This is a genomic window from Klebsiella sp. 18074, from assembly GCF_902705905.1.
Lineage (GTDB): Bacteria > Pseudomonadota > Gammaproteobacteria > Enterobacterales > Enterobacteriaceae > Klebsiella > Klebsiella terrigena.
Genome location: NZ_CACSIS010000007.1, coordinates 26,480 through 45,907 on the forward strand (window position 1 = coordinate 26,480; position 19,428 = coordinate 45,907).

At 58.8% G+C, this 19,428-nt stretch carries 16 protein-coding genes; 11 read left to right on the plus strand and 5 right to left on the minus strand.

What is annotated here, in order from left to right:
• The first annotated feature begins 244 nt into the window (after positions 1-244).
• Positions 245-1,066, plus strand: coding sequence for a TIM barrel protein (locus GVK32_RS08725; protein WP_159867417.1), 822 nt, complete (start codon positions 245-247; stop codon positions 1,064-1,066).
• A 99-nt stretch (positions 1,067-1,165) separates the two neighbouring features.
• Positions 1,166-2,668, plus strand: coding sequence for a helicase HerA-like C-terminal domain-containing protein (locus GVK32_RS08730; RefSeq protein WP_159867420.1), 1,503 nt, complete (start codon positions 1,166-1,168; stop codon positions 2,666-2,668).
• Here the strand turns inward: GVK32_RS08730 and GVK32_RS08735 are convergent, their stop codons facing one another.
• On the minus strand, positions 2,669-3,589 hold the full coding sequence (locus tag GVK32_RS08735) for a carbamate kinase (RefSeq protein WP_123709840.1): 921 nt from the start codon (positions 3,587-3,589) through the stop codon (positions 2,669-2,671).
• Between the two features lie 312 nt (positions 3,590-3,901).
• Between GVK32_RS08735 and GVK32_RS08740 the strand changes: the two genes are divergently transcribed.
• The 5 genes from GVK32_RS08740 to allS are packed head-to-tail and all read left to right on the plus strand — an operon-like array spanning position 3,902 to position 9,849.
• Positions 3,902-5,125 (plus strand): MFS transporter, encoded by a 1,224-nt coding sequence (locus GVK32_RS08740; RefSeq protein WP_132513880.1) that lies wholly within the window; start codon positions 3,902-3,904, stop codon positions 5,123-5,125.
• Between the two features lie 13 nt (positions 5,126-5,138).
• A complete protein-coding gene (gene fdrA, locus GVK32_RS08745) occupies positions 5,139-6,809 on the plus strand; it encodes an acyl-CoA synthetase FdrA (protein WP_159867423.1) in 1,671 nt (556 codons plus the stop codon).
• A gap of 23 nt (positions 6,810-6,832) precedes the next feature.
• The gene (locus tag GVK32_RS08750) at positions 6,833-8,098 is read left to right on the plus strand and encodes a DUF1116 domain-containing protein (protein WP_123709843.1); all 1,266 of its coding nucleotides are present in this window, start codon (positions 6,833-6,835) and stop codon (positions 8,096-8,098) included.
• A 1-nt stretch (position 8,099) separates the two neighbouring features.
• Entirely contained in the window at positions 8,100-8,933 is an 834-nt protein-coding gene (locus GVK32_RS08755; protein ID WP_159867426.1) for a DUF2877 domain-containing protein, read from the plus strand.
• Positions 8,920-9,849: an HTH-type transcriptional activator AllS gene (gene allS / locus GVK32_RS08760; protein ID WP_004857321.1), complete on the plus strand. Its 930-nt coding sequence runs from the start codon at positions 8,920-8,922 to the stop codon at positions 9,847-9,849. Before GVK32_RS08755 ends, allS begins: the two co-directional genes overlap by 14 nt.
• Before the next feature lie 33 nt (positions 9,850-9,882).
• Here allS and lptG read toward each other — a convergent pair whose 3' ends face one another.
• Both lptG and lptF read right to left on the minus strand, forming a co-directional pair.
• Positions 9,883-10,965 (minus strand): LPS export ABC transporter permease LptG, encoded by a 1,083-nt coding sequence (gene lptG / locus GVK32_RS08765; protein ID WP_159867429.1) that lies wholly within the window; start codon positions 10,963-10,965, stop codon positions 9,883-9,885.
• Positions 10,965-12,062: an LPS export ABC transporter permease LptF gene (gene lptF / locus GVK32_RS08770; protein WP_076946991.1), complete on the minus strand. Its 1,098-nt coding sequence runs from the start codon at positions 12,060-12,062 to the stop codon at positions 10,965-10,967. The genes lptG and lptF overlap by 1 nt, the downstream gene beginning before the upstream one ends.
• 267 nt (positions 12,063-12,329) lie before the next feature.
• Here lptF and pepA point away from each other — a divergent pair, with 267 nt between their 5' ends.
• From pepA to GVK32_RS08790, 4 genes are all read left to right on the plus strand, one after another.
• Positions 12,330-13,841, plus strand: a complete 1,512-nt coding sequence (gene pepA / locus GVK32_RS08775; protein WP_123709847.1) for a leucyl aminopeptidase — start codon at positions 12,330-12,332, stop codon at positions 13,839-13,841.
• Positions 13,842-14,032: 191 nt separating this feature from the next.
• A complete protein-coding gene (gene holC, locus GVK32_RS08780) occupies positions 14,033-14,476 on the plus strand; it encodes a DNA polymerase III subunit chi (RefSeq protein ID WP_041143792.1) in 444 nt (147 codons plus the stop codon).
• Positions 14,476-17,331, plus strand: coding sequence for a valine--tRNA ligase (locus GVK32_RS08785; RefSeq protein WP_159867432.1), 2,856 nt, complete (start codon positions 14,476-14,478; stop codon positions 17,329-17,331). The genes holC and GVK32_RS08785 overlap by 1 nt, the downstream gene beginning before the upstream one ends.
• Positions 17,332-17,501: 170 nt before the next feature.
• Positions 17,502-18,005, plus strand: a complete 504-nt coding sequence (locus GVK32_RS08790) for a GNAT family N-acetyltransferase (RefSeq protein ID WP_159867435.1) — start codon at positions 17,502-17,504, stop codon at positions 18,003-18,005.
• An 82-nt stretch (positions 18,006-18,087) separates the two neighbouring features.
• Here the strand turns inward: GVK32_RS08790 and miaE are convergent, their stop codons facing one another.
• Together miaE and rraB are read right to left on the minus strand one after the other, a co-directional pair.
• On the minus strand, positions 18,088-18,852 hold the full coding sequence (gene miaE, locus GVK32_RS08795; RefSeq protein ID WP_045853290.1) for a tRNA isopentenyl-2-thiomethyl-A-37 hydroxylase MiaE: 765 nt from the start codon (positions 18,850-18,852) through the stop codon (positions 18,088-18,090).
• 49 nt (positions 18,853-18,901) lie between these two features.
• Positions 18,902-19,327: a ribonuclease E inhibitor RraB gene (gene rraB / locus GVK32_RS08800; RefSeq protein ID WP_041143788.1), complete on the minus strand. Its 426-nt coding sequence runs from the start codon at positions 19,325-19,327 to the stop codon at positions 18,902-18,904.
• Positions 19,328-19,428 lie beyond the last annotated feature (101 nt).

Here is a 19,428-nt window from a genome sequence, read left to right on the forward strand (position 1 = left end):
AAATTCTAATTTGGTGATGATGGTCGCAATTTAAAGCAATAATACTTCTGTTACTGCAAGAAAGTGCGGTTGCATGGAACAGACGCTGCGGCGCTTCGGCCCGACGCGCATCGTCCCTTTTGCGCACGCTATTTTGCGAGGCGGCTCAAATAACCACCATTTCACTCATTGCCATTTTTGGAATAAACGTTTTGACTAGAGAGTAATCGAACGAAGCCACTTCATCCTGTTCCCGGAGAGTAAAATGACCATTGCCCTGCACCGCTTCTGCATTAATCGCAAGATCGCCCCTTTGCTGAATATCGAGTCCTTCTTTCGCCTGGTGAACAGCCTCGGGCTGAACAAGGTCGAGCTGCGCAACGATCTCCCCGGCGGAAAGGTGACCGACGATCTCAGCGCCCGCCAGGTGCGCGAACTGGCCGAGCGCTACCATATTGAGATTCTGACCATCAATGCGGTTTATCCCTTCAACTGCCGTACGCCGGAGGTGCGCGGCCTGACCGAATCCCTGCTGAAGGAGGCGCAGGCCGTTGGCGCGAAGTCACTGGTGCTCTGCCCGCTCAACGACGGCAGCGCGGTCTCCACCGACGAGACGCTGAGCGCGCTTCGCGAGCTGGCGCCACTGTTCTCTTTTTACGGCATCCACGGGCTGGTTGAGCCGCTAGGCTTTCCGCAAAGCTCGCTGCGCTCGGCGGCGCAGGCGCAAACGCTTATTCACGATGCCCGCGTGCCGTTTAAGCTGCTGATCGATACCTTCCACCACCATCTCTACCCGCAGGCGGATGAGGAGTTTAGCCAGCTGGAGATCGACGCTATCGGCCTGGTCCATCTCTCCGGCGTCGAGGATACCCGCCCGCGCGAGGAGCTCACCGACGATGAGCGCATCATGCTGACCCCGCGCGACAGGCTGCAAACCTGCGAGCAGGTCAAAAACCTTGAGGCGCGCGGCTATCAGGGCGTTTACGCCTTCGAGCCGTTTGCGCCGGAGCTGGCAAACTGGCGTGAAGACGATATCCGTCGTGAGGTAGAGCAGAGCATCGCGCTGATCCAGCAGCACTGCGCCTGAAGAAAATAAACGTCGACTCCGCCCTAAAGTGGCGATTCCCTGCGTCTTTTTGCGGCCAGGTTGCCTATAATCGACGCAGGATAAATGGAGGAATCGACCATGAGCTCACCCCTGCTGATTGCGCGTACGCTAGAAAAACAGCTGTATCTACTCCCCGGAATGGCCAACCGTCACGGCCTGATCACCGGGGCTACCGGGACCGGTAAAACCGTCACGCTGCAGAAGCTGGCGGAGTCCTTTTCCGAAATCGGCGTGCCGGTATTTATGGCTGACGTGAAGGGTGATCTCACCGGTATCGCCGAGGCGGGCCAGAGCAGCGAAAAGCTGCAGGCGCGGCTGGAAAAAATCGGCGTCACCGACTGGCAGCCACACGCTAATCCAGTAGTCGTGTGGGATATTTTCGGCGAGAAAGGCCACCCGCTTCGCGCCACGGTTTCCGACCTCGGCCCGCTGCTGCTGGCGCGCCTGCTGAACCTCAACGAGGTCCAGTCCGGGGTGCTGAATATCATTTTCCGCATCGCCGACGACCGCGGCCTGCTGCTGCTCGACTTTAAAGATCTGCGCGCCATTACCCAGTACATCGGCGATAACGCGAAAAGCTTCCAGAACCAGTACGGCAACATCAGCGGCGCCTCGGTGGGAGCTATCCAGCGCGGCCTGCTGACGCTTGAGCAGCAGGGTGCGGAGCACTTCTTCGGCGAGCCGATGCTGGATATCGCGGACTGGATGCGCGTTGATGCCAGCGGTAAAGGGGTGATTAATATCCTCAGCGCCGAAAAGCTGTATCAGATGCCGAAGCTGTACGCGGCCAGCCTGCTGTGGATGCTCTCGGAGCTCTACGAGCGCCTGCCGGAAGCCGGCGATCTGGACAAACCGAAGCTGGTCTTTTTCTTCGACGAGGCACACCTGCTGTTTAACGATGCGCCGCAGGTTTTACTCGATAAAATCGAACAGGTTATCCGCCTTATTCGCTCCAAGGCCGTGGGGGTTTACTTCGTTTCGCAAAACCCGGCGGATATCCCCGACGCGGTGCTCGGCCAGTTGGGCAACCGGGTGCAGCACGCCCTGCGCGCCTTCACGCCGAAGGATCAGAAGGCGGTAAAAACGGCGGCGCAAACCATGCGCGCCAATCCGGCATTCAGTACCGAACAAGCTATTCAGGAGCTGGGCACCGGCGAAGCGCTGGTTTCCTTCCTCGACGAAAAAGGCAGCCCGTCGGTGGTAGAGCGGGTGATGGTTATCGCCCCCTGCTCGCGGATGGGGCCAGTCACGGACGACGAGCGTAACGGGCTGATTAACCACTCCGCGCTGTACGGAAAATACGAGGAGGAGGTCGATCGCGAGTCGGCGTTTGAAATGCTGCAAAAAGGGGTACAGGCCACCACCGAGCAGCAGGATGCGCCGCCGGCCAAAGGCCAGCAGAGCAGCGCCGACGACGGCCTGCTCGGCGGCCTGAAGGATATTCTGTTTGGAACCACCGGCCCGCGCGGCGGCAAGCGCGACGGTATTGTGCAAACGGCAGCGAAAAGTGCCACGCGGCAAATCACCAATCAGATTGTGCGTGGCATGCTCGGCAGTTTACTGGGCGGCAGACGGCGCTAGTCAGACGCACACCTCTGCCGGGGCGATAAGGGTGCCCTTTTCGCCCCGCAGGATGGCTGGCGCATCGCGCAGCGCGCCGATGTACGCCGGGTGACCTGTCATCTCAACAAACTGGATCGCGGCTTCCGCTTTCGGCCCCATTGCACCATCCGGCACGGCCAGCGGCCGAATATCGTCCACGGTGGCCGTGCGTAATGCGCGCGCCTTCGGGGTACCCCAGTCAAGATAAACGGCGTCAGCCTCGGTGAGGATCAGCAGCGCTTCTGCCTGCAGCGACTGAGCCAAAACCGACGCCGCCAGATCTTTATCCACCACCGCCTCCATGCCCTGATAACTGCCGTTTTCCTCCACCACCGGCGTGCCGCCGCCGCCCGCACAAATCACCACGTTGCCGTCGGCCAGCAGCTGACTAATGGCCTGCCGCTCAAGGATTTTTTGTGGTCTTGGCGACGGCACTACCCGGCGAACATAGTCGCCGTCCTTTTTCATCTGCCAGCCATAGCGGGCCTCCAGCGCACTCTGTTCCTCCGGAGCCCACACCGGACCGATATATTTCCCGGGCTGGCGAAACGCCGGGTCGGCGGCATCCACTTCCACTCGGGTCAACAGGGTGACGACCGGTGGGATCCCGGCCCGACTGCCCAGCACCTGAGCAATCATGTAGCCCAGCATCCCCTGGGTCTCGGCCACCAGCACATCCAGCGGCCACGCCGGGCAGTCGCTGTAGGCCTGATTTTGCAATGCCAGCAGCCCCACCTGCGGGCCATTACCGTGCACAATCACCACCTGATACTCCTGGCTTAGACTGGCCACCACATCGGCAATTTGCGCAATATTACGGTACTGATTTTCGGCGCTTAACGCTTCACCGCGTGCCAGCAGAGCATTCCCACCCAGCGCAATGACGATGGTCTTTTTCATGTTATTCTCCGGTTAATAATATAGCCTAAAAACATAACGGAACAATCATCATAAAATGTGAGCAATATCATTATTGGCCGACTCAAAAGAACAATTTAAAAATTAAACATAAGTCCACCATAGTTATTAAATTAATTCTAACAATGGTTTCTTTTAAATATTTTTAATAATCCAGACGGTGTGAAGAAAAAAAATCTCACAATCAGGCGAGTGTGATCTGCCTCACCAGAATACCCCTATTTCTACTGTAGGTTTAGCCGCAGAACACCCGCCGGGACTGGCGGAGGCAATATTATCTACAGGAGACAAACCATGTCTGCACAACTCAACGATGCGGTGGCCCCGCACAAAAGAGGGATCCCCGCCTGGTGGGTGACCATCTTTTTATTCTGGCTCGGCTGGATATTTATGTATGCCGATCGCACGGTATTAAACCCGGTAATGGGGGAACTGGAAAAAGAATTTGGTTTATCAGGCACCCAGCTTGGATTAATGAATTCGGTCTTTTATTTCTCTTACGCTTTATTACAGGTTCCGGCCGGGATCCTCGGAGATAAAATAGGCAAGAAAAAAGTCCTTATTCCTGGATTTTTACTGTTCGGGGCCTTTACCGCCGTCACCGGCTGGGCCAAAAGCTGGAGCACGCTGCTGTTCGCCAGGGTCGTCACCGGCGCTGGCGAAGGCACCTACTACGGCCCGCAGTATGGCCTCTCCTCAGAGCAAATCCCCAAAAAATACCGTTCGCTCGGCAGCGCCATCATCAACAGCGGCATGGCTTTTGGTATTGCGCTGGGGCTGATGGCCTCCAGCTGGCTGGTGTATGACCAGGGCTACAGCTGGCGTACGCCGTTCTTTGTCATGTCGATCCCTACTCTGCTGACCGGGCTGGCTATCTGGCTGTTTGTCAAAGAGAAAAAACGCCAGCCCGTCGAGGAAGGCGGGATGGCGAAACCGAAAAGCAAATTCACCGATTTGTTCAAAAATCGCAATCTGCTGCTGGTCTATCTGATGGTGTTTTGCAGCCTGTTTGGTTTCTTCGTGATCCTCACCTGGCTGCCCTATTACCTGCAAAGCGAGCGCGGCATTGCGGGGAGCGAAACCGGCTTTATCACCTCACTGGTCGCCTGGATCTCAATCCCTGGCGCGCTGCTCTTCTCCTCGCTCTCCGACCGTCTGGGTAAACGTAAGCCGCTGATTCTGGTGCTGGTGCCGGTGGCTATTCTCAGCATGCTCTCCATTATCTGGATGCCGAACATGACCGGGGTGATCGTCGCCCTGTGCGTTTACGGCCTGGTCGGCAAGCTGGCGCTGGATCCGGTTCTGGTGGCGCTGGTCGCCGACAGCGTCGATGAGAACAACTACAGCTCCGCCTTCGGTCTGTTCAACTTTATCGGTATGAGTTCCTCCATTCTGGCTCCGGTGATTGCCGGTGCCGCTCGCGATATGACCGGCAGCCTTGCCTCCAGCTTCTACGTCTCCGCGGCGTTACTGGTCGTGGGTCTGGTCGGCATGCTGTTCCTGAAAGAGAAGAAATAACCCGAGGTCTGTGATGATTTACGCATTCGTAAAAAAAGGTAGTTTTCAGGACTCCGTCAGCCTGATGCTCATCTCCCGTAAGCTGAGCGCCATTGACGATGTCGAAGAAGTCTCGGTGATGATGGGCACCCCCGCTAACAAAGCGCTGCTGGAGTCGACGGGCTTCTGGCATGAAGAGTTTGCCCAGGCAACGCCGAACGATATCTGCGCGGCAATCCGCACCCGTCAGCCGGTCGCCGATATTCTCACCCTGATCCAGCAGCGGCTGGACGCCGAACTGAACGCCATTGCCCAGGGGCAGAGCAGCGGCCTGCGTCTGCAAAAGGCGCGCCGCTGGGAGAGCGCCTGCGCGAAACTGCCGGAGGCAAACCTGGTACTGATCTCCGTCGCCGGGGAGTACGCGGCGGGCGTGGCCCGTCAGGGGCTGGAGAGCGGTAAAAATGTGATGCTGTTCTCTGACAACGTGCCGCTGGAGCAGGAACGGGCCCTGAAACAGTACGCCCGCGAGCGCGGTCTGCTGGTAATGGGGCCGGACTGCGGCACTGCCGCCATCGCCGGAGCGCCGCTGGCCTTCGCCAACATTCTGCCTGCGGGCTGCATCGGGGTGATTGGCGCTTCGGGCACTGGCATCCAGGAGCTGACCTCCCAGGTAGCGCTGCTCGGCCAGGGCGTTACTCACGCGATGGGTTTAGGGGGACGCGATCTGAGTCAGCAGATCGGCGGCCTCAGTGCCCTGACGGCGCTGGAGATGCTGGCGGCAGACGAGCAAAGCAAAGTGATCGCTTTCGTCTCCAAGCCCCCTGCGGAATCGGTCAGGCAGACCATTATCCACGCCATGAAAAAGCTGTCTAAGCCCGTCGTCGCCTTGTTTCTCAGCAGTAAACCCGCCCGGGGGCAGGAGGGCAATATCTGGTTCGCCAGCTCACTGGCTGAAGCCGCGCGTCTGGCCGCCATGCTGGCGAGCGTCGAGCAGATAGCCGCTTCACAAGTACCACAAAGCGGTAAGCAGATCCTTGGCCTGTATGCAGGCGGTACGCTCGCCGCGGAGGCAGCCATGCTCCTGGCGGAGCATCTGGGGGTAGAAACCGATGCTCATCACCCAGCCGGCGTGATGCTGGAAGCCCAGGGTCATCGCCTGGTCGATCTTGGCGATGACGCCTGGACGGTGGGACGCCCGCACCCAATGATCGACCCAACCACCCGTTCTCTGGAGATCGAGAAACTCAGCCAGCAGCCGGAAACCGGGGTGCTGCTGGTAGACATCGTGCTCGGCTATGGCGCCTGTGACGATCCGGCGGGCGCGCTGCTGGAGGCTATTAACACCGTCCGCAGCGCGCGTGGCCCTGAGCAACCGCTGACGGTTATCGCCACCGTCACCGGCACCGAACAGGATCCCCAGCCTCGCTCCCAACAAATCGACGCCCTGCTCAACGGCGACGTCATCGTGATGAACACCTTGCAGGAGGCGGTGCTGCTGGCGCATTACCTGGTGGCTCCCCGTCAACACCCGACTCCTGTCGCTCCCCCGGCGCTGCTCAACGGCGTGCAGGTGATCAACGTTGGCCTGCGAAGCTTTGCCCGTGATTTGCAGCAGGCAGGTTGCCCGGTGGTGCATTTCCAGTGGGCACCGATAGCCGGCGGCAATCCACATCTGGCGGCCCTGCTTAAGCAAATGAACTTTTGACTCTATTTTTGTAAGAGGTAGCTATGTACACCAGCATTAATGAAGCAAACGACGCGGTGATCGCCCGTATCAAAGCCGCCCGCCCGCACTGGCTCGACGTTAAACCCGCTGCCAGCGTTATCTCTGAACTGCGTGAAGGCCGCGTGCTGCTGCATGCCGGGCCGCCAATCCGCTGGCAGGAGATGACCGGCCCGATGCGCGGGGCCTGTCTCGGGGCCTGTCTGTTTGAAGGCTGGGCTGATGATGAAGCCCATGCTTTGCAGCTGCTGGAGCAAGGAGAGGTCGCCTTTATCCCCTGTCATCACGTCCGGGCAGTGGGTCCGATGGGCGGCATTACCTCCGCCAGCATGCCGGTAATTGTTGTGCGCGATGCGGTGCACGGCAATGAAGCCTATTGCAACCTCAACGAAGGGATCGGCAAAGTGATGCGCTTTGGTGCTTACGGCCCTGACGTGCAAACCCGTCTGCGCTGGATGCGCGATACCCTCGCCCCGGTACTCAGCGAAGCGCTAAGCACCTTTGAAGAGGGCCTCGACCTGTCGGCGCTGATGGCACAGGCCATCACCATGGGCGACGAATTCCACCAGCGCAACATCGCCGCCTCGGCGCTGCTGATGCGTACCCTTGCCCCGCGCATCGCCGGACAGGAACGAGATAAAACGCAGACCGGTGAAGTGCTGGAGTTCCTCAGCGTCACCGATCAGTTCTTCCTCAACCTGGCAATGGCCTACTGTAAAGCCACCATGGATGCCGCCGCAGAAATTAAAGCAGGCTCGGTGGTCACCGCCATGACCCGCAACGGCCAGATGTTCGGCATCCGAGTCAGCGGCCTCGGCGACCGCTGGTTTACCGCGCCGGTGAATACCCCTCAGGGGCTGTTCTTTACCGGCTACAGCCAGACAGATGCCAACCCGGACATCGGCGACAGCGCAATAACGGAAACCTACGGCATCGGCGGCGCGGCGATGATAGCTGCCCCAGGCGTTACCCGCTTCGTTGGTGCAGGCGGGATGGAGGCGGCCCAGGAAACATCAGAGGAGATGGGCGAGATTTATCTTCAGCATAACCCGCTGCTGCAGATCCCGTCGTGGAACTTCCAGGGGGCCTGCCTGGGGCTCGATATTCGTCGGGTCGTGGAAACCGGCATCACGCCAATCATTAATACCGGCATTGCCCACAAGGAGGCCGGGATTGGTCAGGTGGGTGCCGGAACCGTCCGCGCCCCGTTGGCCTGCTTCGAGCAGGCGCTGGAAGCGCTGGCCCAGGCGATGAATATCCCGGCAGCCTGATATGATCCTGACGCCGCTTGCCTCTGGCTGCAGCCATCCGCTCCCGGACGGCGAGTGGCGTTGTCATAGCCTGTTTAGCCAGGCCATTAATATGCAGCATGAGGATGGCACGCTGTTGACCCTGCTGCGCGGCGGAACAAGCCTGCCACCCATGGGCTGGTTGCTGCGCTGTCAGGAGTATGATTATCTGCGCAGCATCCTCTCTCCTGGCACCGTGCTCACCCTGTTTGCAGGCGGTTTACACTGGCGGGCGCTGCGATTGCGCGCTCCTCGTCGACATGTCACGCCCTCACTCCCTACTCATCCCTTACAGCCACTGGCGGCTTTTTTATCAGCTTATCCTCAGAAGACCGGGCTTTGCGGCAGCCTCTCAGCGGCGGTGCACCGTGCGGATGCGCCACAGCAGCACCTGTTCAGGCTGCTGGACAACGGCTTTGCCGATGCAGAAACGCTAATCGGACTCGGCCCCGGCCTGACCCCCTCCATGGACGATATGCTGGTCGGTGCGCTGGCCGTTCTGTACTGTGCCGCGCCAGTTCGCGAGTTGCCTCGCAAAATCAAGCAATTCCCCCCGGCCCGGACGCTGCAACAGCTGACAACTACGGTAAGCGCTTGTTATCTTCTGCACGCCAGTCAAGGGCGCTTTTCGACCACGCTTATCCATCTCTTGCGTCACCTGGCTGTCGGTGCTCATAGCACAAGGACTCACCACGCCATTCGTCACCTGCTGGCACACGGACACACCTCTGGCGCAGACACTCTGCTGGGAGTGCATGTTGCGCAGCAATGTCTGGTAACGCATGTATCACGGGGACACTGTAATGATGGACCATGAAACGATCCGCACCTTTATACGCGTGGCGGAAACCCGGAGTTTTTCCCGTGCCGCCGAGAGCCTGTTCAAAACCCCGGCCGCCATCAGCTACCGCATCAAAATGCTGGAAGAATCCTTGGGTACACCGCTGTTTCTGCGAACCACACGCTCGGTCAGTCTGACCCCCGCCGGTACCCATCTGCTTGAGCGCTGCCTGCAGTGGCTAAGCTGGCTGGAGGCGATGCCCGATGAGCTAAGCCAAGTCAATGACGGCGTCGAACGTCAGGTGAATCTGGTTATCAACAATCTGCTGTACGACAACCTCGCCGTGGCCCTGCTGCTCAGCCATCTGCATCAGCGATTCCCGTTTACCCAGTTTCAGGTCTCCCGCCAGGTCTATATGGGGGTCTGGGATGCCATGCTGTATGGCGACTACCACCTGGCGATTGGCGTCACCGGTTCGGAATCGCTCTCCAACTCAATTAATCTGTTGCCGCTCGGGGAAATCAGCTGGGTCTTTGTGGTGGCACCGCATCACCCGCTGGCGGCCGTCGAAGGGGTGATTAACGATGCACCGCTGCGCGCTTTCCCGGCTATCAACATCGAAGATACCTCCCGCAATCTCACCAAGCGCGTGGCCTGGCTGCTCTCCGGACAGAAGGAAATAAAAGTCCCGGACATGCAGACTAAATTACAGTGCCATATTACCGGGGTGGGGGTCGGTTTTCTGCCGCGCAATGTCTGTCAGCCATGGCTTGATAACGGCAGTCTGATAGCCAAAGAGGTGGAGAATCGTCGGCAGCCTTCACCGCTGTCGCTGGCATGGAGTAAAGAACGAGACGGTAAGGCGGTGAGTGAGATAGTGACGCTGTTCCGTCATCAGGAAAGCTGCGTGAAAGGTTTTTTAAACAATATTGACAGGCCGCCCGCGCTGTAACGACTCCTCCCGACGGGAGGAGCCGCAAGTCGTTTACGCCTTACGCATCATCAGCCAGAGGCTTATCAGGAAGAAGCTGGCGCTCGGCAGCAGCGCGCCGATGATCGGCGGAATGCCGTAGACCAGGGTCAGCGGGCCGAAAATCTGGTCCAGAACGTAGAAGATAAAGCCGAAGCTAATCCCCGTCACTACCCTCACGCCCATCGCCACGCTGCGCAGCGGACCAAAGATAAACGACAGCGCCATCAGCATCATCACCGCCACCGACAGCGGCTGGAAGATCTTGCTCCACATATTGAGCTGGTAGCGGCCCGGATCCTGACCGCTGGACTTCAGATAGGTGACGTAGTTGTGCAGGCCGCTAATCGACAGCGCGTCGGGATCCAGCGCCACTACGCCCAGCTTGTCCGGCGTCAGTTTGGTATTCCAGGTGCCGCTGACCATCTGCGAGCCGGTAATCTGTTTCGGGTCGGTGAGATTGGACTCATCAACCTGCGACAGTCGCCAGACCTTATTCTCGCTATCGAATTTCGCCGACGCGGCGTAGCGGACCGACTGCAGGCGACGCGCCTCGTTGAAGGCGTAAATGCTCACGCCGCCCAGCTCGTCGTTACCTTTAACCCGTTCGATATAGACAAAGTTGTGGCCGTCTTTCGCCCACAGGCCCTGCTGAGTGGAAAGCAGCGAGCCGCCGTACATCTGCTGAGCGCGGTAGTTACGCGCCATCTGCTCGCCCTGCGGCGCAATCCATTCCCCCATCGCCATCGTCAGCAGAACCAGCGGGATAGCGGTTTTCATTACCGCCAGTGCCACCTGCAGACGGGTAAAACCTGAGGCCTGCATCACCACCAGCTCGCTGCGCTGCGCCAGCGCGCCGAGGCCAAGCAGCGCCCCGAGCAGCGCCGCCATCGGGAAGAATATCTGCACGTCTTTCGGCACGCTGAGCAGGGTGTATAACCCGGCGCCCAGCGCGTCGTAGCTGCCCTGCCCGGCTTTTTTCAGCTGATCGACAAACTTGATAATGCCCGACAGCGAAACCAGCATGAACAGCGTCATCATGATGGTGTTGAAAATCGTCTTACCGATATAACGGTCAAGTACGCCAAACGCCTGCATCACGCCGCTCCTTTGTTAAAACGGGCACGGAAGCGACGCATTGGCACCGTATCCCACAGGTTCAACAGCACCGCCAGCGCGAAATAGAGCAGGTTGATGCCCCACATCCAGATCATCGGGTCCATTTTACCTTTGCCGCCGTTCGACTTAATCGAGGTTTGCAGCAGGAAGAAGACCAGGTAAAGCAGCATTGCCGGCAGCATCGACAGCACGCGACCCTGACGCGGGTTGACGACGCTCAGCGGAACCACCATCAGCGCCATGATAAAGACGGTCGCCACCAGCGTGAAGCGCCAGTGCAGCTCGGCGCGCGCGCGATCGGTCTGGGTATGCCACAGCGTGCGCATATCCATCTGTTCAGTATCATCGGGATCTGAGGTGACCGCCTGATGGCCAACAATCGCCTGATAGTTTTTGAAATCGGTGATGCGGAAATCGCGCAGCATGGCGGTGCCCTCAAAGCGGGTACCCTGATTCATGGTCACCACCTGCGAGCCGTCTTTCTGCTGCGAGAGCTCGCCTGAATCGGCGACCACCACCGACGGACGGGCGTTGCCTTTCGGCCGCAGCTGCGCGAGGAATACGTCCTGGAAACGCTTGCCGTTAACGCTTTCAATAAACAGCACCGCGCTACCGTCGCTGGCCTGCTGGAACTGACCCTGGGCCAGCGCGGCCATGCCGGGGTTAGCTTTTGCTTCCGACAGCACTTCGTCCTGATGCCGGGACGACCACGGCCCCGCCCACATCACGTTGACCGCCGCGACCGCGCCGGTGAACAGCGCGAGGATCATCGCCGCCTTCACCAGTACCGCTTTGCTCAGGCCGCAGGCGTGCATCACCGTGATTTCGCTTTCGGTGTAGAGTTTGCCCAGCGTCATCAGCAGCCCGAGGAACAGGCTCAGAGGCAGGATCAGCTGCGCCATTTCCGGAATACCCAACCCTAACAGCGAGAGCACCAGATTTGTCGGGATATCGCCATCTACCGCAGCGCCGAGGATCCTGACCAGTTTCTGACAAAAGAAAATGAGCAACAGGATGAATAGGATCGCCAACTGGCTTTTCAGCGTCTCACGAACCAGATATCTTATGATTATCACTATAAATACGCCCGTAAAAACCCGTCTTATTGCAGGAAAATTGCTTGTTTCATGGCTTAAACGTCATTTATTCTCTTTGGTCGTCGAAATCATCGCTAAGATTAAATGACTCATCGGTTCTGCGTATCAGGTTTTTTTCTGACGAACCAAGGCCGTAATAACGTTAAGATTAACACGAAGTCACCACAACAGCGGACATGAGTTACGAAAGCTTTCAATTCTATCCGTAGCCACCGTCGTTGTCTTTAAGATTCAGGAGCGTAGTGCATGGAGTTCAGTGTAAAAAGCGGTAGCCCGGAGAAGCAGCGGAGTGCCTGTATCGTGGTCGGCGTCTTCGAACCGCGTCGCCTCTCCCCCATTGCCGAACAACTCGATAAAATCAGTGACGGCTATATCAGCGCCCTGCTGCGTCGCGGTGAACTGGAAGGTAAGCCAGGCCAGACGCTGCTGCTCCACCATGTGCCAAATATTCTGTCAGAGCGCATTCTGCTGATTGGATGTGGCAAAGAGCGCGAGCTGGATGAGCGCCAGTACAAGCAGGTGATTCAAAAAACCATTAATACCCTGAATGATACCGGGTCGATGGAAGCGGTCTGTTTCCTGACCGAGCTGCACGTCAAAGGGCGTAACAACTACTGGAAAGTTCGCCAGGCCGTTGAGACCGCGAAAGAGACGCTGTACAGCTTCGATCAGTTGAAGACCAACAAAAGCGAACCGCGTCGTCCGCTGCGTAAAATGGTCTTCAACGTGCCCACCCGCCGCGAACTGACCAGCGGCGAGCGCGCAATCCAGCACGGTCTGGCGATCGCCTCCGGGATTAAAGCGGCAAAAGATCTCGGCAACATGCCGCCGAATATCTGCAACGCGGCCTATCTCGCCTCTCAGGCGCGCCAGCTGGCGGATACTTACAGCAAAAACGTCGTCACCCGCGTGATCGGCGAGCAGCAGATGCGCGAGCTGGGGATGAACTCCTACCTCGCCGTCGGCAACGGCTCGCAGAACGAATCGCTGATGTCGGTGATTGAGTACAAAGGCAACCCGGCGGAAGACGCGCGCCCGATCGTGCTGGTCGGTAAAGGCCTGACCTTCGACTCCGGCGGTATCTCCATCAAGCCTGCCGAAGGCATGGACGAGATGAAGTACGACATGTGCGGCGCGGCGGCGGTGTACGGCGTGATGCGCATGGTCGCCGAGCTGCAGCTGCCGCTGAACGTCATCGGCGTGCTGGCGGGCTGTGAAAACATGCCCGGCGGTCGCGCCTATCGCCCGGGCGACGTCCTGACCACCATGTCCGGCCAGACGGTTGAAGTGCTGAATACCGATGCCGAAGGCCGCCTGGTGCTCTGCGACGTCCTGACCTACGTTGAGCGCTTCGAACCGGAAGCGGTGATTGACGTGGCGACGCTGACCGGCGCCTGCGTGATTGCCCTCGGCCACCATATCACCGGCCTGATGTCGAACCACAATCCGCTGGCCCATGAGCTGATTGGCGCATCCGAGCTGGCGGGCGACCGCGCGTGGCGTCTGCCGCTGGGTGACGAGTTCCAGGATCAGTTGGAGTCCAACTTCGCGGATATGGCCAACATCGGCGGTCGTCCGGGCGGAGCCATTACCGCCGGCTGCTTCCTGTCGCGCTTCGCCCGTAAGTACAACTGGGCGCACCTCGATATCGCCGGTACCGCATGGCGTTCGGGTAAAGCCAAGGGCGCGACCGGTCGTCCGGTGGCGCTGCTGTCGCAGTTCCTGCTCAACCGCGCCGGCTTTACCGGCGAAGAGTAATCTTACGGGCCGGATAGCGCGACGCTTATCCGGCCCGTAAGTTCGAGCAATTAGAATTCAGTACCCTATGGATTTCGAGTTGCATCGCGGCGGCAGAGCGGCGCACACTCCCGTCAGCATAGTTCACTCTGCGGCCGGGGTGCCCAAAGGCAGCCAACCAAGAGGCAACGGGAAAGACAACGGGTAGAGATATGAAGAACGCAACCTTTTATCTGCTGGACAACGACGCGCAGCAGGACGGCCTGAGCGCCGTCGAACAGCTGGTGTGTGAAATTGCCGCGGAGCGCTGGCGCAGCGGCAAGCGCGTGCTGATCGCCTGCGAAGATGAGCAGCAGGCGGTTCGCCTCGACGAAGCGCTGTGGACGCGGCCACCGGAGAGTTTTGTCCCGCATAATCTGGCGGGAGAAGGCCCCAGAGGCGGCGCGCCGGTGGAGGTCGCCTGGCCGCAAAAGCGTAACAGCAGCCCGCGGGATATCCTGATCAGTCTGCGGGTAAACTTTGCAGATTTTGCCACCGCTTTCACAGAAGTGATAGACTTTGTCCCTTACGAAGACTCTTTGAAACAACTGGCGCGCGAACGCTACAAAGCGTACCGCATGGCTGGTTTCAACCTGAACACGGCAACCTGGAAATAATGGAAAAGACATACAACCCACAAGATATCGAACAGCCGCTTTACGAGCACTGGGAAAAGCAGGGCTATTTCAAACCGAATGGTGATGAAAGCCAGGAGAGCTTCTGCATCATGATCCCACCGCCGAACGTCACCGGCAGTTTGCATATGGGTCATGCCTTCCAGCAAACCATCATGGATACCATGATTCGCTACCAGCGCATGCAGGGTAAAAACACCCTGTGGCAGGCCGGTACCGACCACGCGGGTATCGCTACCCAGATGGTGGTTGAGCGTAAGATTGCCGCCGAAGAGGGTAAAACCCGCCACGATTACGGTCGTGACGCCTTTATCGACAAAATTTGGCAGTGGAAAGCGGAATCCGGCGGTACCATTACCCGTCAGATGCGCCGCCTGGGCAACTCCGTGGACTGGGAGCGCGAGCGCTTCACCATGGATGAAGGCCTCTCCAACGCCGTGAAGGAAGTCTTTGTCCGCCTGTACAAAGAGGACCTGATCTACCGCGGCAAGCGCCTGGTCAACTGGGATCCGAAGCTGCGCACCGCGATTTCCGATCTCGAAGTGGAAAACCGCGAGTCTAAAGGCTCCATGTGGCACATCCGCTACCCGCTGGCCGACGGCGCGAAAACCGCCGACGGTAAAGATTACCTGGTGGTGGCCACCACCCGTCCGGAAACCGTACTCGGCGATACCGGCGTGGCCGTTAACCCGGAAGATCCGCGCTATAAAGATCTGATCGGCAAATTCGTTATTCTGCCGCTGGTTGACCGCCGCATTCCCATCGTCGGCGACGAACACGCCGATATGGAAAAGGGCACCGGCTGCGTGAAGATCACCCCGGCGCACGACTTTAACGACTACGAAGTCGGTAAACGTCACGGCCTGCCGATGATCAACATCCTGACCTTTGACGGCGATATCCGCGAAACCGCGGAGGTGTACGACACCAAAGGCAACGAATCTGACGCCTACCCTAACGCGATCCCGGCCCAGTTCCAGAATCTGGAACGCTTTGCCGCGCGTAAAGCGGTGGTTGCCGCCGTCGACGCGCTGGGACTGTTAGAAGAGATTAAACCGCACGACCTGACCGTACCGTACGGCGATCGCGGCGGCGTGGTTATCGAGCCGATGCTGACCGACCAGTGGTACGTCCGTGCCGACGTGCTGGCAAAACCGGCGGTTGAAGCGGTTGAGAACGGCGACATTCAGTTCGTGCCGAAGCAGTACGAAAACATGTATTTCTCCTGGATGCGCGATATTCAGGACTGGTGTATCTCCCGTCAGCTGTGGTGGGGTCACCGCATCCCTGCATGGTACGACAACGAAGGCAACGTCTACGTTGGCCGTAACGAAGACGAAGTGCGTCAGGAAAACAACCTCTCCGCCGACGTGGCGCTGCGCCAGGACGACGACGTTCTCGATACCTGGTTCTCCTCCGCGCTGTGGACCTTCTCCACCCTCGGCTGGCCGGAAAACACCGACGCGCTGCGTCAGTTCCACCCAACCAGCGTGATGGTATCCGGCTTCGACATCATCTTCTTCTGGATTGCCCGCATGATCATGATGACCATGCACTTCATCAAAGATGAAAACGGCAAGCCGCAGGTTCCGTTTAAGACCGTCTACATGACCGGCCTGATCCGCGATGACGAAGGCCAGAAGATGTCCAAATCCAAGGGTAACGTGATTGACCCGCTGGATATGGTCGACGGTATTTCCCTGGCCGACCTGCTGGAGAAACGTACCGGCAACATGATGCAGCCGCAGCTGGCGGAAAAAATCGCTAAGCGCACCGAAAAACAGTTCCCGGACGGCATCGAGCCGCACGGCACCGACGCCCTGCGCTTCACCCTGGCGGCGCTGGCCTCAACCGGCCGCGACATCAACTGGGATATGAAGCGCCTGGAAGGCTACCGCAACTTCTGTAACAAGCTGTGGAACGCCAGCCGCTTCGTGCTGATGAATACCGAAGATCAGGACTGCGGCTTCAACGGCGGCGCCATGGAGCTCTCGCTGGCCGATCGCTGGATCCTGGCGGAATTCAACCAGACCATCAAAGCGTACCGCGAAGCGCTGGATAACTTCCGCTTCGATATCGCCGCGGGCATTCTGTACGAGTTCACCTGGAACCAGTTCTGCGACTGGTATCTGGAGCTGACCAAGCCGGTAATGAACGGCGGCACCGACGCCGAGCTGCGCGGCACCCGCAATACGCTGGTAACCGTGCTGGAAGGCCTGCTGCGCCTGGCGCACCCGATCATTCCGTTTATCACCGAAACCATCTGGCAGCGCGTGAAGGTAATTTGCGGCGTAACCGCCGATACCATCATGCTGCAGCCGTTCCCGCAGTACGATGCATCGCAGGTTGATGAAGCCGCGGCTTCCGATACCGAGTGGCTGAAGCAGGCCATCATCGCCGTGCGTAACATTCGCGCGGAAATGAACATTGCCCCAGGCAAACCGCTGGAGCTTCTGCTGCGCGGCTGCAGCAACGATGCCATTCGTCGCGTAAACGACAACCGCAGCTTCCTGCTGAACCTGGCGCGCCTGGAAAGCATCACCGTGCTGGCTGCCGATGATAAAGGTCCGGTTTCCGTCACCAAGATCATCGACGGCGCAGAGCTGCTGATCCCGATGGCCGGCCTTATCGACAAGGACGCCGAGCTGGCGCGTCTGGCGAAAGAAGTGGCGAAAGTCGAAGCGGAAATTGGCCGCATCGAAAGCAAGCTTTCCAACGAAGGCTTTGTCGCCCGCGCGCCGGAAGCGGTCATTGCTAAAGAGCGTGAAAAGCTGGAAGGTTACGCAGAAGCGAAAACCAAGCTGGTTGAACAGCAGGCCGTCATCGCCGCGCTGTAACCCTCTGCCCCTTGCCTGACCGGGCAAGGGGCCCAATCACCGCGTATTCCCACGCGCTAACGACCAGGTTGCAGCACAAACGTCCGTCGCGTTGAACAGCGCTTGCGCTGCCACCTTTTCCGATGTTATTAACAACAGCATCATCCGCCATTTTTGCTATGAGTAATCGTATGAATACGATCGCGACCATCACGGTGTCGCTGCGCCGGATCACCGCGCAAGACAATGCGGCTATCGCCGGCGTTATTCGCCAGGTTTCAGCCGAATACGGGCTGACGGCCGATAAAGGCTACACGGTAGCCGACCCTAATCTGGATGAGCTTTTCCAGCTCTACAGCCAGCCGGGTTCCGCATACTGGGTGGTGGAGCAGGATGGTCAAGTGGTCGGCGGCGGCGGCGTGGCGCCGCTGGCCCACAGCGAGCCCGATATCTGCGAGCTGCAGAAGATGTACTTTATGACTTCCGCCCGCGGACAGGGGCTGGCGAAAAAGCTGGCGCTGCTCGCGCTGGATCATGCCCGCGAGCAGGGATTCAGGCGCTGCTATCTGGAAACCACCGCCTTCCTCAAGGAAGCGGTAGGCTTATACGAGCACCTTGGCTTCGAGCATATTGACGGACCGCTGGGCGATACCGGCCACGTGGATTGTGAAGTGCGGATGCTTAAAACGCTGTAGTTAGTCTTGTTGTTTACGCTTCCCCGGCCGCGCTGCGCCTACCGGGGATCCGCCCTCGTCCCGTTGCTCCGGGAACCCCACTTCAGGCCGCCACCGGCACCCCGCTATGAAAGCGAATCTCCGCCTCCGGCGCGTTGATCAGCGCGGCTTCCGCGGCCCCCAGCTGGCGCACGCGCTCGCTGATATCTTCCCCGGCAATCTGCTGCGCCAGGCGCAGGTAATCCTCGAAGTGGCGCGCTTCGGAGCGCAGCAGCGACAGGTAGAACTTCTGCAGACTCTCCTCCAGCCACGGCGCCAGGGCGGCAAAGCGCTCGCAGGAGCGCGCTTCGATATAGGCCCCGCAGATCAGCTTATCGATCAGCATCGCCGGCTCATGGGATCGCACCTCCCGGCGTAGTCCGCGGGCGTAGCTGCTGGCGGTCATTTTGACGTAGGGAATATCGTGCGCCTGCATGATCTCGCGCACCTGCCAAAAGTGATGCAGCTCTTCTTTAATCAGCAGCACCATGCTGTCAATCAGCTGGCGTCCCCACGGGTCGTCCGTATGCGGCATGGTGCTTTTATTGATCCGCTTATGCAGCGCGACGAAATCCGGCTCCGGGCCCCAGCGGTAGGTAAAGTCCTCGTACGGCTTCAGGCAGGCCAGCAGCTCGTCAGCACCCTCTTTATCCGCCACATATTTACGCACCAGCAGCATGGCGTTCTGCGCCGCTTTCAGCTCGCAGACCATATGATCGGTGAGCAGCAGCGGCAGATTTTCCGGCTTACGGGCTTCATCAATCCACGCTTGCGGGGTGGTGCAGTGCAGGAAGTTGAGTACGGGGGAGAGTATTTGCGGGTAGTCCATCGAGATTCCTTGCTATACGGCGGCAGATACCGCCGTATCCATCAGCGGCTTAGTGACGTACGCCGTCGTCATCTTCATCGACGAAATCTTCGTCATCGTCTTCGTCGCCATCTTCACCGTTAGGGTCTTCGTAGTAGGTGCCCCAACCGTCATACTCGACGCCAAACTTTTCTGCCAGCGTCATCAGCTGTTCAACCTGGGCATCAATCAGCTCAACCTTCAGCGCGCTCTCGCTCAGGATATCGCAGCAGATAACGGTTTCGCCCTCTTCGACTTCCAGCTCTTCCGGCTCGGTCACTTCGTAACCCAGCTTGAAGGCTTCTACCGCAACTTTTTCCAGCGTTTCGAAGTCGTCGGCGGAGAGATGATGCTCAATGGTGTACAGCGCGTCCGGATCGCTGCCGTCTTCGAGCAGCTCTTCGATAATCAGACGCGTTTCTTCACGCTGTTCTTCCAGTAGTTCCGGGTTTGCCATGGCTCGTTCCTCATAATGTGCGGCAGTTACTTCTATTGTCACATACCGCCGTGATTGCCTCCACCTTTGCGCGAAAGATTTGTGCGGCGGGGTTGCAAATG

What these genes read in the sequence shown, in the direction of transcription:
- GVK32_RS08725 (WP_159867417.1), top strand. Translation starts at nt 245, where the DNA reads ATGACCATTGCCCTGCACCGCTTCTGCATTAATCGCAAGATCGCCCCT.
- GVK32_RS08730 (WP_159867420.1), top strand. Translation starts at nt 1,166, where the DNA reads ATGAGCTCACCCCTGCTGATTGCGCGTACGCTAGAAAAACAGCTGTAT.
- GVK32_RS08735 (WP_123709840.1), bottom strand. Translation starts at nt 3,589, where the DNA reads ATGAAAAAGACCATCGTCATTGCGCTGGGTGGGAATGCTCTGCTGGCA.
- GVK32_RS08740 (WP_132513880.1), top strand. Translation starts at nt 3,902, where the DNA reads ATGTCTGCACAACTCAACGATGCGGTGGCCCCGCACAAAAGAGGGATC.
- fdrA (WP_159867423.1), top strand. Translation starts at nt 5,139, where the DNA reads ATGATTTACGCATTCGTAAAAAAAGGTAGTTTTCAGGACTCCGTCAGC.
- GVK32_RS08750 (WP_123709843.1), top strand. Translation starts at nt 6,833, where the DNA reads ATGTACACCAGCATTAATGAAGCAAACGACGCGGTGATCGCCCGTATC.
- GVK32_RS08755 (WP_159867426.1), top strand. Translation starts at nt 8,100, where the DNA reads ATGATCCTGACGCCGCTTGCCTCTGGCTGCAGCCATCCGCTCCCGGAC.
- allS (WP_004857321.1), top strand. Translation starts at nt 8,920, where the DNA reads ATGATGGACCATGAAACGATCCGCACCTTTATACGCGTGGCGGAAACC.
- lptG (WP_159867429.1), bottom strand. Translation starts at nt 10,965, where the DNA reads ATGCAGGCGTTTGGCGTACTTGACCGTTATATCGGTAAGACGATTTTC.
- pepA (WP_123709847.1), top strand. Translation starts at nt 12,330, where the DNA reads ATGGAGTTCAGTGTAAAAAGCGGTAGCCCGGAGAAGCAGCGGAGTGCC.
- holC (WP_041143792.1), top strand. Translation starts at nt 14,033, where the DNA reads ATGAAGAACGCAACCTTTTATCTGCTGGACAACGACGCGCAGCAGGAC.
- GVK32_RS08785 (WP_159867432.1), top strand. Translation starts at nt 14,476, where the DNA reads ATGGAAAAGACATACAACCCACAAGATATCGAACAGCCGCTTTACGAG.
- GVK32_RS08790 (WP_159867435.1), top strand. Translation starts at nt 17,502, where the DNA reads ATGAATACGATCGCGACCATCACGGTGTCGCTGCGCCGGATCACCGCG.
- miaE (WP_045853290.1), bottom strand. Translation starts at nt 18,852, where the DNA reads ATGGACTACCCGCAAATACTCTCCCCCGTACTCAACTTCCTGCACTGC.
- rraB (WP_041143788.1), bottom strand. Translation starts at nt 19,327, where the DNA reads ATGGCAAACCCGGAACTACTGGAAGAACAGCGTGAAGAAACGCGTCTG.